The sequence below is a fragment of the Clostridium beijerinckii genome (assembly GCF_018223745.1).
Classification (GTDB): Bacteria; Bacillota; Clostridia; order Clostridiales; family Clostridiaceae; genus Clostridium; species Clostridium beijerinckii.
This window is the reverse complement of sequence record NZ_CP073653.1, coordinates 1,134,534-1,148,574: the sequence shown is the minus strand read 5'-3', so window position 1 is coordinate 1,148,574 and position 14,041 is coordinate 1,134,534. Positions and strand designations below refer to the sequence as shown.

Below are 14,041 nucleotides of genomic sequence, written 5' to 3'. Positions count from 1 at the left end.
TATATAAAAACTTGGATGCATTGCCAAGCATTTTACCCTTCTAATCTATAATATTAACTCTAATAATTAAAATTATCCTAAAATATATCTTTGAAACACTGTCATTTTTCATAACAATCATAAATTCACTATACATACTCTAAAAAACAAAAAATCAACCATCTAATGCTCAATTAAAATGGTTGATTATAATATTTAAAATTTAACTCTGTTTATCTGTAATTCTATTCTGTTTCTTCTTCCTTAGCCTTTTCTTCTTCACTTATTGATCCTATAACCGTTGATAAATCATCTAAAACTTCAATTCCTTCAGCAAATTTTAGATTTTTAAAAGTATAAACTGTCCCAGCTTGTCCATTAGAAACATCTAATTCAACATCCTTTGGTAAATCTTTTGCTTTACAAGATACCTTTACTAAATCTCTTTGAGTTTGTAATATTAATCCTTTGCTTTCTAAAATGCCTTTACCAACAATCTTAATTAAGACTTCAGTATGCATTGTATCATTTGCTGCTACTTCTTCAAAATCAACATGAATTGCTTTATTTCCCAAAGCATTTCTTTGAATTTCCTTAATTACAGCGTTTCCTTTCCTTCCATCAAGATTAAATTTTACTATTCCATGCTCTCCACTAGCTGAGGTTTCTTTTAGTAATGCTGATTCATCTACAGTAAATATTTCATTTCCTATTTCTTTTCCATAAATTACACCTGGAATCTTGCCTTCTCTTCTTACCTTTCTAGCACCATGACTAGCTGTTTTTATTCTTTTAGTTAAATTTAATTCCTCCATTATAAGTACCTCCTAAAAATTTATTTTTCATTTTCTTGCAATGTATTTAATTCACATTTTAGGAATGTACATTCACGTTGGAATAAAATAAATAGGCCTATTACATTTACAAGGTCTAATAGTTTTTCTAATATTAATTTTATCTGAAGAATTATGAAAAGATAAAATCAAGTTAGACTTACAATTAAACATTTAAAATCGCCTCTAATATCTATTAAATTTTTATTTTCGTAATTTAATTACAATGTATATTATAGCACTTAATTACCAGTTTACACAAAAAATAACAAGTAATATATTAATATAAAACTTGTTATTTTTATAAATTTAGTTTCTTTCAATTCTAACTTTGCTTCCACCCATACCTGATTCTGCTGGAGTAATCATAAGTTTTACTGGTACTCTATTCTTTATTGCTTCAACATGGCTTATTATACCAACCTTCAATTTTTCATTATGAATCCTTTCTAATGAATTCATAACAACTTCAAGTAGATCATCATCTAAAGTACCAAATCCTTCATCAAGGAAAAATAATTCTAATGGTGCAGTTCCTTTAAGCTGAATCTGTGCTGATAATGCCAAAGCTAATGATAAAGATGCTAAAAATGTTTCTCCTCCTGATAAAGTAGTAGAATCTCTTTTGGCTCCACCATTTTTATAATCTCTAATTATAAATCTGCTATTGTCATCAACCTCTAGTCCATAATTTCCATGAGTTATTTCTTTCAATCTCTTAGATGCTTCAACTGAAACATACTTAAGCTTACTTACTGCTACAAACTCAACAAATTTCTTTCCCTTAAATAACTTTTCCAAATCACCAAGAAGAGCCAATTTATGTTCTAGTTTCATCTTCTTATCTAAGAGATCTTTCTGCTCTTCCAACTTATTTTTTATGTTTTTTAATTCTTCATCTACCTTAATTTTGTCTTCATTAATTTCATTAAACTCTTTTTCTTTAATATCTTTTAAGAGTTTTATTTCTGTATATTCTTTTTCACTTAACTCTTTACCATCTATTTTATTAAGTAAACTTTCAATTGCTCCATTTACTTTTGATACTTCACTTTTATAACTTTCTACTTTTAATTTATAATCATTAATTTCTTCTTTTCCAATTATATTTTTTTTGACATCGTCAAGGGAATTAAAACCTTCACTGTCTATTGCAACTTCTAACTGAGCTTCTTCATCTTTTTTTCGTTTACTTAATTCTTTATATTTACTGATTGCAGAAATTAATCGCTCATTGTTTTCATTAAATTCTTTCTCTATTTTATTTTTATTGTTTTCACTTTCCTTAAACTCACTATTAATATTTTCAATATTTTCCTGAATTTTATGTAGTAGTGAAACCAGATCATCTGTATTATCGACTTTGTTCTTTATCGCTTGTATTTTTTCTTCTTTACTTTTTTCATAATTACTTAATTCTGTATTATACCTAGTTAAATTTTCTTTTGCTAAAATAACTTCACTAGTTAAATTTTCTTTATTCTTTTCTAACTTTTCTATTAGCTCCCTGTTAACTTTAATAACCTCTGATAATCTTTCTCTCTCTTTTTCAACAGCTTTAATTTCTTCGCTTTTTTTATTAAAATCAGTTACTAATGTCTTTGCCCTTAGCGAATCCAATCTATTTTTTAAAATATTCAATTCTTCTGTATTTTCTGTAATACTCTTTTCCAAATCTTCAAGCTGTCTTTGGTTAGTTCTAACTACTGCTCGTAATTCATTTATTTCTCCGGTTTTAATATTAATTTCATTCCTCAGCTTATTAACACTTTTTTCAAGTTCTTCTTTAGCTTTAGAATAACTTTCTAAAGCTTTTTCTAAATTTATAAATTCCTGTTTTAACTCTTCCAAAGGTTTTTCATTAAACGCAGTTCCGAGCTTTTCAATTTCTTCAAGATTAACTTTAATTTTTTCGTTAAAACTATTTACCTTAGTTTCACCTTGAGTTATTTTGCTACTAATAATCTTTATTGAATTTTCTTTTAGTTTTATTTTTTCCTCTACATTCTTCACATCTTGAACTTCAAAAATCCTGATATTTTCTTTCATATGATGAGTTGATCCACATACAGGACATGTATCTCCATCTTTAAGTTCCTGTCTAAGAGTATGTGCTAAATTTTCTCTCATAATCTCCCTTTGAGTATTTTTTATTTCCTCTAGTTCTTTTTCAAGTTGCTTTTCTTCTTCTCTTCTACTTAATATATCTATTTGTAAGTTTTTTATCTCTTCTCTAGAGAAATCTATTTCTTTGTTCAGCTTTACATAACTGCTCCATTTTTGCTCATTTTCCACTATCAACTGTTTTAAATTAACTAAATCTTTTTGTTCACCTGGCGAATTTTTAAGTAAAAACTCATATTGTTTATCTTTATCTTCCAAACTCTTTTTTTCTTTATCTAAAACTTCCCTTAAAGCTTTTCCTTTAAGTATAGTTTCACTATTTTCTTTTTCAATAACTGCTTTCTTTTGCTTATCCTTAACTAGAATTCCATTTATTTTTTCTAACTTTTCTTCTACAATTATTCCTTCTTGAACTGCTTCCTTTAAACTTTCTTCAATTTTCAAATTATCATATGTTTTTTCGTCTTCTTTTATTAATTTATTTTTATTACTTATTTCTTCTTCTATTTTAATGAGCTCACTCTGTATATTATTATTTTTAGCATCACATTCTTTAATTTGTGCCTTTAATAAATCTATTTTATTTTCTATCTCACGTATCAAATTCTTTTCTTCAATAGCATCTTTAACTTTTTGTTCCTGCATCATTAATTGAGGAAGTTTATTCTCTTTTTTATCTTTTGCCATGCACCAAAGTTGTTCTATCTTTTCTTTTTCTTCTTTTATCTTACCTATCTTTGATTTTAATTCTTCTAACTCAATCTCATTTTTATCAAAGGCTTTTCTAGTGCTTTCAAATGCATTTAAATAAGGTAGTACCTTTGCTCCTGCCTCGCCTAGCTTTATCTTTTCTATATATGAATTTATGTTTTCCTCTTTTTCCTTTAATGTTTGCTCTTTATTTTTATAATATAGTAAATCAAGCTGTAGCTTCCATATTTCTTCATTTTCTTTATGCTTCTTTTCTATTATATCTAATTCCTTTTTCAAAGCTTCCAGATTATTTTTTAATTCCTCAAGAGCGTTTTCCTTTTCTTTTAATTTTTCTTGACTAACATCGCTGTATCCACTTAATTGTCCCGCTAAAATATTGCTATCAGTTCGCTCTTTGCTTATCTTTGCACTAAGTTTTCTGGATAAATTGTCTCCAAATTGTTGAAGGTTAAACAACCTTTCAAGCATATCACGTCTGTCCTTACCTTCAAGCTTTAAGAATTCACTAAACTTCCCTTGAGGTAAAACAACAGTTCTTGAGAAATCTTCTAAATTAAGACCTACTATCTCCTCAACTTTCTTATTTATAGTTTTAACTCCATCTGCTAAAATTTCTTCTTCTGAACTTGTTACTTCAACGATTTTACACTTTCCAGAGCTTATTCCACCATCTTTTTTTCTTTTAAACTCCCTGTCAATGATATATTTTCTTATTTCACTACCTGATATTTGAAACTCAAAATTTACATTTAATCTGTCACAATTAGTATTTATAAAATTGGAGCTTTTTCTTGATACATTTCCATATAATGCTAGAGTTATTCCATCTAATATGGTTGATTTCCCACTTCCAGTTGGTCCAAAGATTCCAAAAAATCCTCTATCTGTTAATTTATCAAAATCTATAATTTGTTCATCCATGAAGCTATTTAAGCCCTTAATCCTCAATTTGATTGGTCTCATCTGTTCCACCCTCTTCGTTTATAATTGATAAAAGCAATTCCATAACTTCACCTTCTGGAGGAGTGCCCCTTTCTTTAAGATAAAACTCCTTAAATATTTCCTCAAACGATTTTTCACTTAAGTTTAATTCACTCTCTTCTTCCAATCCTTTAACCTTAGGCATTATTTCTAATATATCTGCTTTTAATTCTTTCATTTGTTTTATTTCATCTTCTCTTATGTATCTATCTGTACTTATTTCTAAATACACCCAGCAATCTTTATCTTTATTTTCAGCACATCGTAATATTGCATCTTCAATACTTGAGCATTTCCAAATTTCTATTGGTTTATATACCCTTAAGTTTATTTCTTGTATGTCACATTCTTCATTAGCTTTTGCCTCAACTATATAACATTTCTTTTCAAAGCTAACCTCTTTTTTGTTATAGTGAATTGGTGACCCACAATACCTTGCTCTTTTATCCGTTCCCGGAACTATTTGTGGTTTATGCACATGCCCTAATGCTATATACTGTGCTTCCTTAGGAAAACAACTTCCATCTACTATATAAGCACCTCCTAATTGAATGCTTCTTTCAGAGCCACCTTCCTCACTTCCCATTGCAAATAGATGCGATATTATAAGATTAATTGTATCTTCTCTAAAATGATTTTTTAATGAATTGAATAAAGAAAATATCTTATCACTATAGGATTTAGCTTTTTCATCTTCAGCTTCCATATAGTTATAGATAACTTCATTCAGTCTTTTCTCGCTCGGATAAGGCACAGTTAAGATAACTGCTTTTTCACTATTAATTTCAACTTCCACATACCCTTCTCCTGATGACAAAACTTTATGTTTCCCATACTCACCACAAGGAACTATAGTTTTTGGTGTCCCAACCATAATGATTCCATGATCACGAGCAAGTGGACCTGCCGCAACCAATCTCTCTGGATTATCATGATTTCCTGATATAACCAAAGTAAGTCTCTCCCCATTTTTCGATAGTCTCTTTAAAGTATCATAAAACATTTTTTCTGCCCTTGCCGGAGGGTTTGGATTATCATAAACGTCTCCCGCAATCATGATTAAATCTATATTATTATCTTCTACAATCTTAACAAAATCATTTAAAAACTCTTCTTGCTCATCCATCCGGCTTTGTCCCTCTAAATTCTTACCTAAATGCCAATCAGCTGTATGCAATATTCTCAAATTATATCTCCTCCCATTAGGCCCAATTTATATTTACATTATAGCCTACTTAAATAGATTTTTTCCAATACTATTTTGTGGATATATATTTGATTTAATTATCCCAATCAAATGTATGTGTACCCATACATTTGATAAATTGTACATATATTAATATAATAATTTTATTATTTGTATTGAGTTTTATTATATAAAGCATGCTAGATATAATAAACAAAGACTATAAAAACCTGTATTCATATACAGCAAGTAATTTATAAAAAAGGTAGGTAATATTTATGGAAAGAAGTAAATCTTTAAATACTAGTGAACTAGTATTAATGGGGCTAATGATTGCTTTAACCTATATAGCAGGAAGCATAATTAAAATTCCATCAGTTGGAGGCTTTGTCCAAATAGGGGACTGCATGGTATTCTTATCAGTAATAGTTCTAGGTAAGAAAAAAGGAGCAATTTCAAGTGCTCTTGGTATGTTTCTTGTTGATGCATTAGGTGGATATTATTTTTGGGCACCCTTTACGCTAATTATTAAATGGGGAATGGCTTATATTGCAGGATCCATATTAGAAAAAATGTCAGAAAACAAAGTTACTGTAAGGTATACAATTGCATTTGTATCCAGTGGTATATTTATGGTGATTGCATATTTTTTTGCTGGAATAATAATATCAGGCTTTTTAACAGAGAAAATTGGGCTAATACAAGGAATGGCATATTCAGCTAAAGATATAGTTGGAAATATAATTCAAGTATCTACTGGTATAATAATAGCATTACCATTAAGTGCAGTTGTATCAAAAGCAAAACAAGCTGTATTTGCTCATTAGATTTAGCTTCTAAAAATCATTCAAATTTTTATAACAGAAATTTTTAAAATTTTCTATCGCTAAAAGTCTCAGGTGATTCCGTATCCTGAGATTTTTTTATCTGCATTTTCAAATTCAACTAAGAAATATCTAGGGGATGAATATATTTTCCTTTTTGTTCTCTTTTAAAATGTCCCCTTCTGAATTAGCTTTATTAATAATTTATGCTTCAGAGTAGCCTAGATGTCACCTATTTCACTCCAATTCAAACTCTTATATAATAAAAAAGTGACTACATCATAATAATTAAAAAACTTAATATGATACAGTCACAGTAATTAATAAATTTTCAACCTCTATTTTATGCTCTGTTCTCCTCTGTCTTAGAACTTTCCATTATTTTAGGCATTATCATTGATGAAAGTAACGATATAACAGCTATTCCTATAAGTATTATAAATAAAAAGTGTAATGAACTGTTTAATGAGAGTCTTATCTGTTCATCAGTTACCGCTGAATTATACAAATTACTCGGATCAACTCCATTTATTCCCAACTGAGTAAAATACTTAATTATATATATATTAAATATACTACCAAATATACTTACTCCTATAGTTTGACCTATTGTTTTAAGCAATGAATTAGCCGCAGTCGCAGCACCTCTCTTGTTATATTCTACTGACTCTTGAATTATTATTGTTAAAGTTGTAAATGCTCCACCAAATCCAAATCCCATTATGAAAGCATATATTATTACTAATAATATAGAAGATTCTGCATTCAATGTAGGCAATAACGCTGTACTAATTAGTAAGATAACATTAGATATAAGTATTACTATTTTCCCACCAAACTTTACTATACACTTTCCTAAAATTACTGCAGCTATAAGCCAAGCAAATGACATGGGAGCTAGTGACAAGCCTGATATCTTAGCACTGTATCCAAGTACATTTTGTATGTATATTGGGAGATAAACATTCGAACCCATTAATATAGCTGAAGCCAAGAAGCTTATTAAATTCACAATTGAAGTTGTCTTTGTAAATATATCAAAAGGAATAATTGGCTCTTTCGCTTTTCTTTCAATTATACAGAATGCAACTAGTAATATAACAGTTGCAATAACGGATAATAAAATAAATATGTTATTGCTAGAACTCATATCTTCATTTGATAAGAAGATATTCAAAAATATAACCATCGCCAGTGATAAAGTTATAATTCCAGCAAAATCTATACTATGTTTTTTCTTTTCGAAAACTTCATCCAAATTTCTTTGAATAAGCACAACTGATATTATTCCAAAGGGAAGGTTTATAAAAAATATCCAATGCCAAGATAATAAATCTATTAAAATTCCTCCCAAAAATGGCCCTACTAAACTTGCAATTCCCCACACAGAACTTATTATTCCTTGGATCTTTGGTCTTTCCTCTAATGTAAATACATCTCCAATAATTGTATATGTAACTGTAAATATTGCTCCAGCCCCTATTCCTTGTATAGCTCTAGCTCCTATCAGCATGTACATAGTTTGCGATAATCCACATAAAAAGCTTCCAATTAAAAATATTACTATTCCAATTGAAAGCATATTCTTCCTTCCATATAGATCTGATAGTTTCCCATATATAGGAGTAGTAATAGCGGAAGTTAGTAAATATACTGAAAAAACTGAACTAATAATTTCAAATCCTTGTAAATCCTTCACTATTGTTGGTATCGCTGTCGTTACAACAGTTCCTTCCACTGCTCCTAAAAACATTGCTACCATTAATGCTGCTGCAATGCTTCTTTTTCTTGAATTCATCTTTAAATCACTTCCTTATAAATTTCCTTTGTTTATTTTAAGGTCAACTTTATAATTATATTTTAACTTAGCTATTTATACAACATTATAATTATATTTTAACTTGATGTGCTACTGATTTATGATATAGTATATAATAAAATATTCAATAATTTAAGAGGGGTAATTATATGACAAAATCGACAATGTCAATGTCTTCATTTTTTCGCAATAGATTTGTTCGAGTAATTATAGCTTCTTCTATTTTTCTACAAATAGGAATATGGGTTCGTAATTTTGCCATATTGTTATTTGTAATGGAGAAGACTAATAACAATCCAATTGCTGTTTCTTTAATTTCAGTTGCAGAATTTGCTCCAATATTTATATTCTCATTTATTGGTGGAACCTTTGCAGATAGATGGCGACCGAAGCGTACTATGGTTTGGTGTGATTTACTAAGTGCTATTTCTGTTTTTGCCGTTCTGCTTACAATAATCTTTGCAACTTGGGAAGCTGTATTTTTTGTAACATTTATTTCATCTATTTTGTCTCAGTTCTCTCAGCCCTCTGCAATGAAATTATTTAAAGTCCATGTTCCTGAAGAGTTTATGCAAACTGGAATGGCTATTTTCCAAACTCTTATGTCTATTTTTATGATTATAGGACCAGCATTAGGTACTATTGTTTTTCAAAAGTTTGGAATAGATATTTCTATATCAGTAATGGGTGTAGCTTTCTTACTATCAGCTTCAGTATTAACCCTATTACCCGCTGATGAGATAATTGAAAAGACAGAAACTACAAATCATTTCTTGGAAGAATTAAAAGAAGGTTTCGCCTATGTTTGGCAGCAAAGAGAGTTAACTATACTTGGATCTGTTTTTGCTGTATCAGGCCTTGCTGTTGGTATCATACAACCACTTGGGGTTTTCTTAATTGTTGAAAGACTTGGTCTTCCTAAAGAAAATCTTCAATTATTACTTATGGTAAATGGATCAGCAATGTTTATTGGTGGCGGATTAGTTATGACAATATCAAAGAAAGTTATGCCTCAAAAGCTTCTTGCAATAGGACTTATAGTTAACACAATTTCAATGGTTGGCATGGGATTATCTTCAAGCTGGATTATAATTCTATTGTTCCAATTCCTTAATGGATTTTTTATGCCTTGCATTCAAATTGGTATTAACACACTAATTCTTCAATTAACGAAATCTGAGTTTGTTGGAAGAGTAAACGGAGTATTAAATCCAATGTTTATGGGATTCATGGTTATTACTATGTCAATTACAGGGTGGCTTAAAAGCCAATTTTCCCTTACTATTCTCTACATCTCAGCAGGCATACTTTTTCTAATAGGTGCAATGCTTACTTCATTAATATTTAATACCTCAATTAGTAGTGAAATAGATTCAGCAGAATAGAAAAGTGAAAAAGCACCACTAGATGTTATAAATTATGATATCTGGTGGTGCTTTATCATTCTTAAAACACTTCTATTTATTTCAAGAATAGAAAAATCATTACTTTTCTATTGGATACTTAGGACCTGTTAGATCTAGTTGATAAAAAACTAAATCCAACCATTTACCAAATTTATAGCCTGCTTTAGTTACTGTGCCAGAGTATTTAAACCCGAATTTCTCATGAATTTTGATACTACCGTCATTTAAACTATCAATGCAAGCAACCATAGTTGCGTACTCATCTCTATTAGCAGCATCAATTAATTCCTTTAACAATATCTTCCCTATTCCTAAATTTCTATAGTTTTTATGAACATATACAGAATGTTCTATTGTGTACTTAAAAGCTGGATAAGTTCTAAATGATCCGTATGTAGCAAATCCTACAGCTTTGTCATCTTTTTCAAACACCAATAGTGGACATCCATCTTTTTTCTTTTCATCAAACCACTGTTTTCTTTCCTCAAGATTATGCGCAGTATAATCATAAATCGCTGTTGTATTTAATATAGCATCATTGTAGATCTCTAAAATATCTGCTAAATCTTTTTCCGTTGCTTCTCTTATCATTTTTCATATCCCTTTCAAAATAAACTAATCTTCCTATATTTTAACACCTATGTGCAATATGTAAAATTATTTTTTTAATAGCTCCATTTTATTAATTTTTATAGTGATAAAACAATCCTGAATTACAAATAATTAAATAATAATAAATTAAACTAAATAAAAAAACAGCATAAATGAACTTATTTGCCTATAGTCCATGTATGCTGAACTTTACTAATATTTTTAATTATTCATCTATTATCATAACCAATGAAAGATTGGCTCCATTTTCTTATATGTACAAAATTCTTTATATCCCAGTTCCTTAAGTTCATTTTTTACATAAGAAATCTTGCATCCTACATCATCTTCCTTATGCGAATCAGATCCTATTGTAATAATAGTTCCTCCTAATTCTCTGTATAACTTTAATATTTCTCTAGAAGGTGTCAAATCATCTAACCCATATCTAAAACAAGATGTATTAATTTCAATTCCTTTTCCATGAGAAATTACGTGAACTAAGATTTCTTTTACAATATCTCTTACCTTTTCAAAAGGATATTTTCCCATCTTATCATATCTATTAATCATATCTAAATGACCTAAAACACTATAATCATTATATTTTTTTATTACTTTTAATATTTCCTCATAATATTTCTCATTATATTCCTTTTGTGTCTTTCCTGTTTGAAAATCCTGTGTCCAAAATGCCTTATTATCTACCTGATGACAAGATAGTATAACAAAATCAAAGTCATATTCATTAAAATCCTTTTGAAATTCATGAATAGTATGTTCTTGCATCCCAAATTCGATTCCAAGTTTCATAGTAATTTTATCTATATATTTTTCTCTGCATCTATTAAATTCATTTATATAAGCTATATAATTGCAATTTATATCTACTTTCACTCCATAATCAACATGCTCTGTAAAGCATATTTCATCAATTCCTAAAGATATTGCCTTTTTGATCTCATCTTCCATAGGATAAGTGGAATCATCGCTAAAACTTGTATGCATATGATAATCAGCTAACATAATTAAATTTCCTCCTAAAATATTATTACAACTATTATTACTATTTCTTCAATATAAACTTCTCAATTAATTCAGCGACAACACCTTCGTTATTATCAGCTTCTGTTGTATAATCACAAGCTCTTTTTACATCTTCAACTGCATTTCCCGACGCTACTGATAGACCTGCTACTTTTAACATAGACATATCGTTGTAGTTATCACCTACAGCAATTGTGTCTTTAATATCTATATCTAAAATTTTTGCTAAATTAATTAGACCACTACCTTTATCTACCCCTAATGAATTAAATTCCATATATCGATTTGACGAATAACTTACAGCACAATGCCCCTCTGTAATACTTCTCATATCTGGCTCAATACCCATCAAATATGGAACATTTATATTTTGATATATAATCTTTGCAATTGGTTCCTCTTCAAGCAAATCCACTGTATTTTCTTTCATAATAGTACACTCTAATTTTTGATTTTTAATTCTTTCTTTTTCACTTTGTGATAAATTATAAATATATAATTTATCTTTTGTATAAACATGTATACAAACATCCTTATTTAATCCATACTCAAAAATTTCTTTCATCTTATCGAATCTTAATCCTTTAAATTGCAGTAGCTTGTTATCCTTATTTTCTGTTAAAGCGCCACCATTAAAAGAAATAATATATTCCCCAGCCTGATCATATAAGTCTAAAATTTTCAAGTCATTCTGAATAGAAGAATAACCTCTTCCTGTAGCTGGTACAAATTTTACTCCATACTCTTTCTTTGCTCTTTTTATTAAATCAATATTTCTTTGACAAATTATATGATTATCATTTAATAATGTCTCATCCATATCACAAGCTATTAGTTTATATGCCATAATTTTGCCTCCTCCTATATTGCGCATTTTTATATATACTTTTTTAAAATATTTAAAACAAAATCTGCTTCTAAGACTGTATATTTCTACTACTTTAAAAAGTCACTTTCAGATTTGATTTTATTGTAGCTCTCCAAAGAATTAAATAATGTATGAATCTTGTGCTGTGAATATATACTCTACTTAATAATTTTCTTCATAAAAAAATAAACTGCTTGTACTCTTTAAAAGTCATCTTTATAATAGATGCTCAAATCCAGTTATAATTTCTACAATATAATTTATATTCTAACTCAATTGATATTTTAAGTTTATAATTCTTCAGTTCAATTTGATGATAATAATTTTTATTAATGCTAAAATAAATATATATGTTGCAATTCTTAATGGATATTTCATAATTGCAGCTAAAATTCTTTAATTATTTTTAGAATTATGATGAGCAATTATTTTATCAACATACATAATACTTTTCCTTAAAAAGTATTAATGACAAATTTAATTGTTTATTCACGACATTCATTAATAAAATAATTCATCTAAAAATGTAAACTTCACCAAGGAGATAATCATCATGACAATTTATAATTTACTTTTATATGCTAATAATTTAACTGAAACAGAGAAATTACTTGCAAATTACATATTGGAAAATCAGGAGCAAGTTGCTGGTATGTCACTAGATGAATTAGCCAAAGTATCTTTTTCATCAATCTCAACTATACACAGACTATGTAAAAAAATCGGATTAACTGGTTTCAAAGAATTTAAAATCAAGTTTGTTGAAGAACTATACTCAAAAATGAATAAGCCAGAAAATATTGATATAAATTTTCCTTTCAAGAAAGACGATACACAGTTTCAAATCGCTAGTAACATTAAGCAGCTTTATATTGATACCTTAACCAACACTTTTTCCTTCTTTAATTCCGAACAGCTAGAAGATGCTGTTGATTTAATTTATAATGCCGAGATAGTCGATGTTTATGCCGTTACAAATAACATACAAACGGCATTGAACTTTCAAGATAAAATGCAAAGCATCGGTAGATACGTTAATGTTTCACTAATTCCAATGAACCAAGTATACCGTGCTGCCGCTTCTAATAATAAAAATAAGCAAGTCGCAATTATTCTTTCTTATTCTGGTAAGACACCTGAAATTAAGGAAATTGCTTTAGTTCTAAAACGTAAGGAAATAGAAACCTTAGTTATCTGTTCAGCTCAAGAAAACTATTTAACTAAGTTATTTAAATATCATATATTTGTTTCTAGCAAAGAAAATTTAAAAAAGAAAATTTCTCACTATTCATCTCATATTGCTACACAATATGTTTTAGATGTCATATTCTCTTGTATCTTTAACAAAGATTATGAAAAAAACATGGAGTATCGCCTAAACGAATTTAATAAGTTAGATCATCGCCAGGTAGAAGAATGACCTAATCTTTAGACGTTTATGCTTCGTACTTAGTATTACATTTTGTTCATTTACATTATAGTAGATAACTATTGATAATTATATACATGCAATCAAAACAGGTATTTATTTTCAAATATTCCTTTAAATAATAAAATTATCTGAAAATATTTTTCAGATAATTTTATACTCATAGAAATATATAATTTTTATAGATTTCAATTAACATTAAAAACCTAGCCAGCTTTTCTTCATTCAACATAATTATTT

10 protein-coding genes are annotated in these 14,041 nt (G+C 28.5%); 3 read left to right on the top strand and 7 right to left on the bottom strand.

Going from position 1 to position 14,041, the window contains the following annotated elements; all coding sequences use genetic code 11:
* Positions 1 to 224: 224 nt before the first annotated feature.
* From KEC93_RS05290 to KEC93_RS05280, 3 genes are all read right to left on the bottom strand, one after another.
* Entirely contained in the window at positions 225 to 794 is a 570-nt protein-coding gene (locus KEC93_RS05290; protein WP_011968325.1) for a 50S ribosomal protein L25, read from the bottom strand.
* A gap of 327 nt (positions 795 to 1,121) precedes the next feature.
* On the bottom strand, positions 1,122 to 4,613 hold the full coding sequence (locus tag KEC93_RS05285; RefSeq protein ID WP_077869258.1) for an AAA family ATPase: 3,492 nt from the start codon (positions 4,611 to 4,613) through the stop codon (positions 1,122 to 1,124).
* Complete coding sequence (locus KEC93_RS05280; protein ID WP_011968323.1) at positions 4,588 to 5,817, bottom strand: exonuclease SbcCD subunit D; 1,230 nt, start codon at positions 5,815 to 5,817, stop codon at positions 4,588 to 4,590. The genes KEC93_RS05285 and KEC93_RS05280 overlap by 26 nt, the downstream gene beginning before the upstream one ends.
* A gap of 278 nt (positions 5,818 to 6,095) precedes the next feature.
* Here KEC93_RS05280 and KEC93_RS05275 point away from each other — a divergent pair, with 278 nt between their 5' ends.
* The gene (locus KEC93_RS05275; RefSeq protein WP_011968322.1) at positions 6,096 to 6,644 is read left to right on the top strand and encodes an ECF transporter S component; all 549 of its coding nucleotides are present in this window, start codon (positions 6,096 to 6,098) and stop codon (positions 6,642 to 6,644) included.
* Between the two features lie 340 nt (positions 6,645 to 6,984).
* Here the strand turns inward: KEC93_RS05275 and KEC93_RS05270 are convergent, their stop codons facing one another.
* Complete coding sequence (locus KEC93_RS05270; protein WP_011968321.1) at positions 6,985 to 8,439, bottom strand: MDR family MFS transporter; 1,455 nt, start codon at positions 8,437 to 8,439, stop codon at positions 6,985 to 6,987.
* A 170-nt stretch (positions 8,440 to 8,609) separates the two neighbouring features.
* Here KEC93_RS05270 and KEC93_RS05265 point away from each other — a divergent pair, with 170 nt between their 5' ends.
* Positions 8,610 to 9,845 carry an MFS transporter gene (locus KEC93_RS05265; protein ID WP_077869259.1) on the top strand — a complete coding sequence of 412 codons (1,236 nt, stop codon included), beginning with the start codon at positions 8,610 to 8,612 and terminating at the stop codon, positions 9,843 to 9,845.
* 99 nt (positions 9,846 to 9,944) lie between these two features.
* On the opposite strand, the gene KEC93_RS05260 is transcribed toward KEC93_RS05265, so the two are convergent.
* The 3 genes from KEC93_RS05260 to KEC93_RS05250 all read right to left on the bottom strand — a co-directional run bounded on the left by KEC93_RS05260 (position 9,945) and on the right by KEC93_RS05250 (position 12,351).
* Positions 9,945 to 10,457, bottom strand: coding sequence for a GNAT family N-acetyltransferase (locus tag KEC93_RS05260; protein ID WP_011968319.1), 513 nt, complete (start codon positions 10,455 to 10,457; stop codon positions 9,945 to 9,947).
* Positions 10,458 to 10,697: 240 nt separating this feature from the next.
* A complete protein-coding gene (locus tag KEC93_RS05255; RefSeq protein WP_011968318.1) occupies positions 10,698 to 11,483 on the bottom strand; it encodes a histidinol-phosphatase HisJ family protein in 786 nt (261 codons plus the stop codon).
* Between the two features lie 40 nt (positions 11,484 to 11,523).
* The gene (locus KEC93_RS05250; RefSeq protein ID WP_011968317.1) at positions 11,524 to 12,351 is read right to left on the bottom strand and encodes a Cof-type HAD-IIB family hydrolase; all 828 of its coding nucleotides are present in this window, start codon (positions 12,349 to 12,351) and stop codon (positions 11,524 to 11,526) included.
* A gap of 574 nt (positions 12,352 to 12,925) precedes the next feature.
* Between KEC93_RS05250 and KEC93_RS05245 the strand changes: the two genes are divergently transcribed.
* Positions 12,926 to 13,792 (top strand): MurR/RpiR family transcriptional regulator, encoded by an 867-nt coding sequence (locus KEC93_RS05245; RefSeq protein ID WP_011968316.1) that lies wholly within the window; start codon positions 12,926 to 12,928, stop codon positions 13,790 to 13,792.
* The last annotated feature ends 249 nt before the right edge of the window (positions 13,793 to 14,041 follow it).

What these genes read in the sequence shown, in the direction of transcription:
- KEC93_RS05255 (WP_011968318.1), bottom strand. Translation starts at nt 11,483, where the DNA reads ATGTTAGCTGATTATCATATGCATACAAGTTTTAGCGATGATTCCACT.
- KEC93_RS05245 (WP_011968316.1), top strand. Translation starts at nt 12,926, where the DNA reads ATGACAATTTATAATTTACTTTTATATGCTAATAATTTAACTGAAACA.
- KEC93_RS05290 (WP_011968325.1), bottom strand. Translation starts at nt 794, where the DNA reads ATGGAGGAATTAAATTTAACTAAAAGAATAAAAACAGCTAGTCATGGT.
- KEC93_RS05265 (WP_077869259.1), top strand. Translation starts at nt 8,610, where the DNA reads ATGACAAAATCGACAATGTCAATGTCTTCATTTTTTCGCAATAGATTT.
- KEC93_RS05250 (WP_011968317.1), bottom strand. Translation starts at nt 12,351, where the DNA reads ATGGCATATAAACTAATAGCTTGTGATATGGATGAGACATTATTAAAT.
- KEC93_RS05285 (WP_077869258.1), bottom strand. Translation starts at nt 4,613, where the DNA reads ATGAGACCAATCAAATTGAGGATTAAGGGCTTAAATAGCTTCATGGAT.
- KEC93_RS05275 (WP_011968322.1), top strand. Translation starts at nt 6,096, where the DNA reads ATGGAAAGAAGTAAATCTTTAAATACTAGTGAACTAGTATTAATGGGG.
- KEC93_RS05270 (WP_011968321.1), bottom strand. Translation starts at nt 8,439, where the DNA reads ATGAATTCAAGAAAAAGAAGCATTGCAGCAGCATTAATGGTAGCAATG.
- KEC93_RS05260 (WP_011968319.1), bottom strand. Translation starts at nt 10,457, where the DNA reads ATGATAAGAGAAGCAACGGAAAAAGATTTAGCAGATATTTTAGAGATC.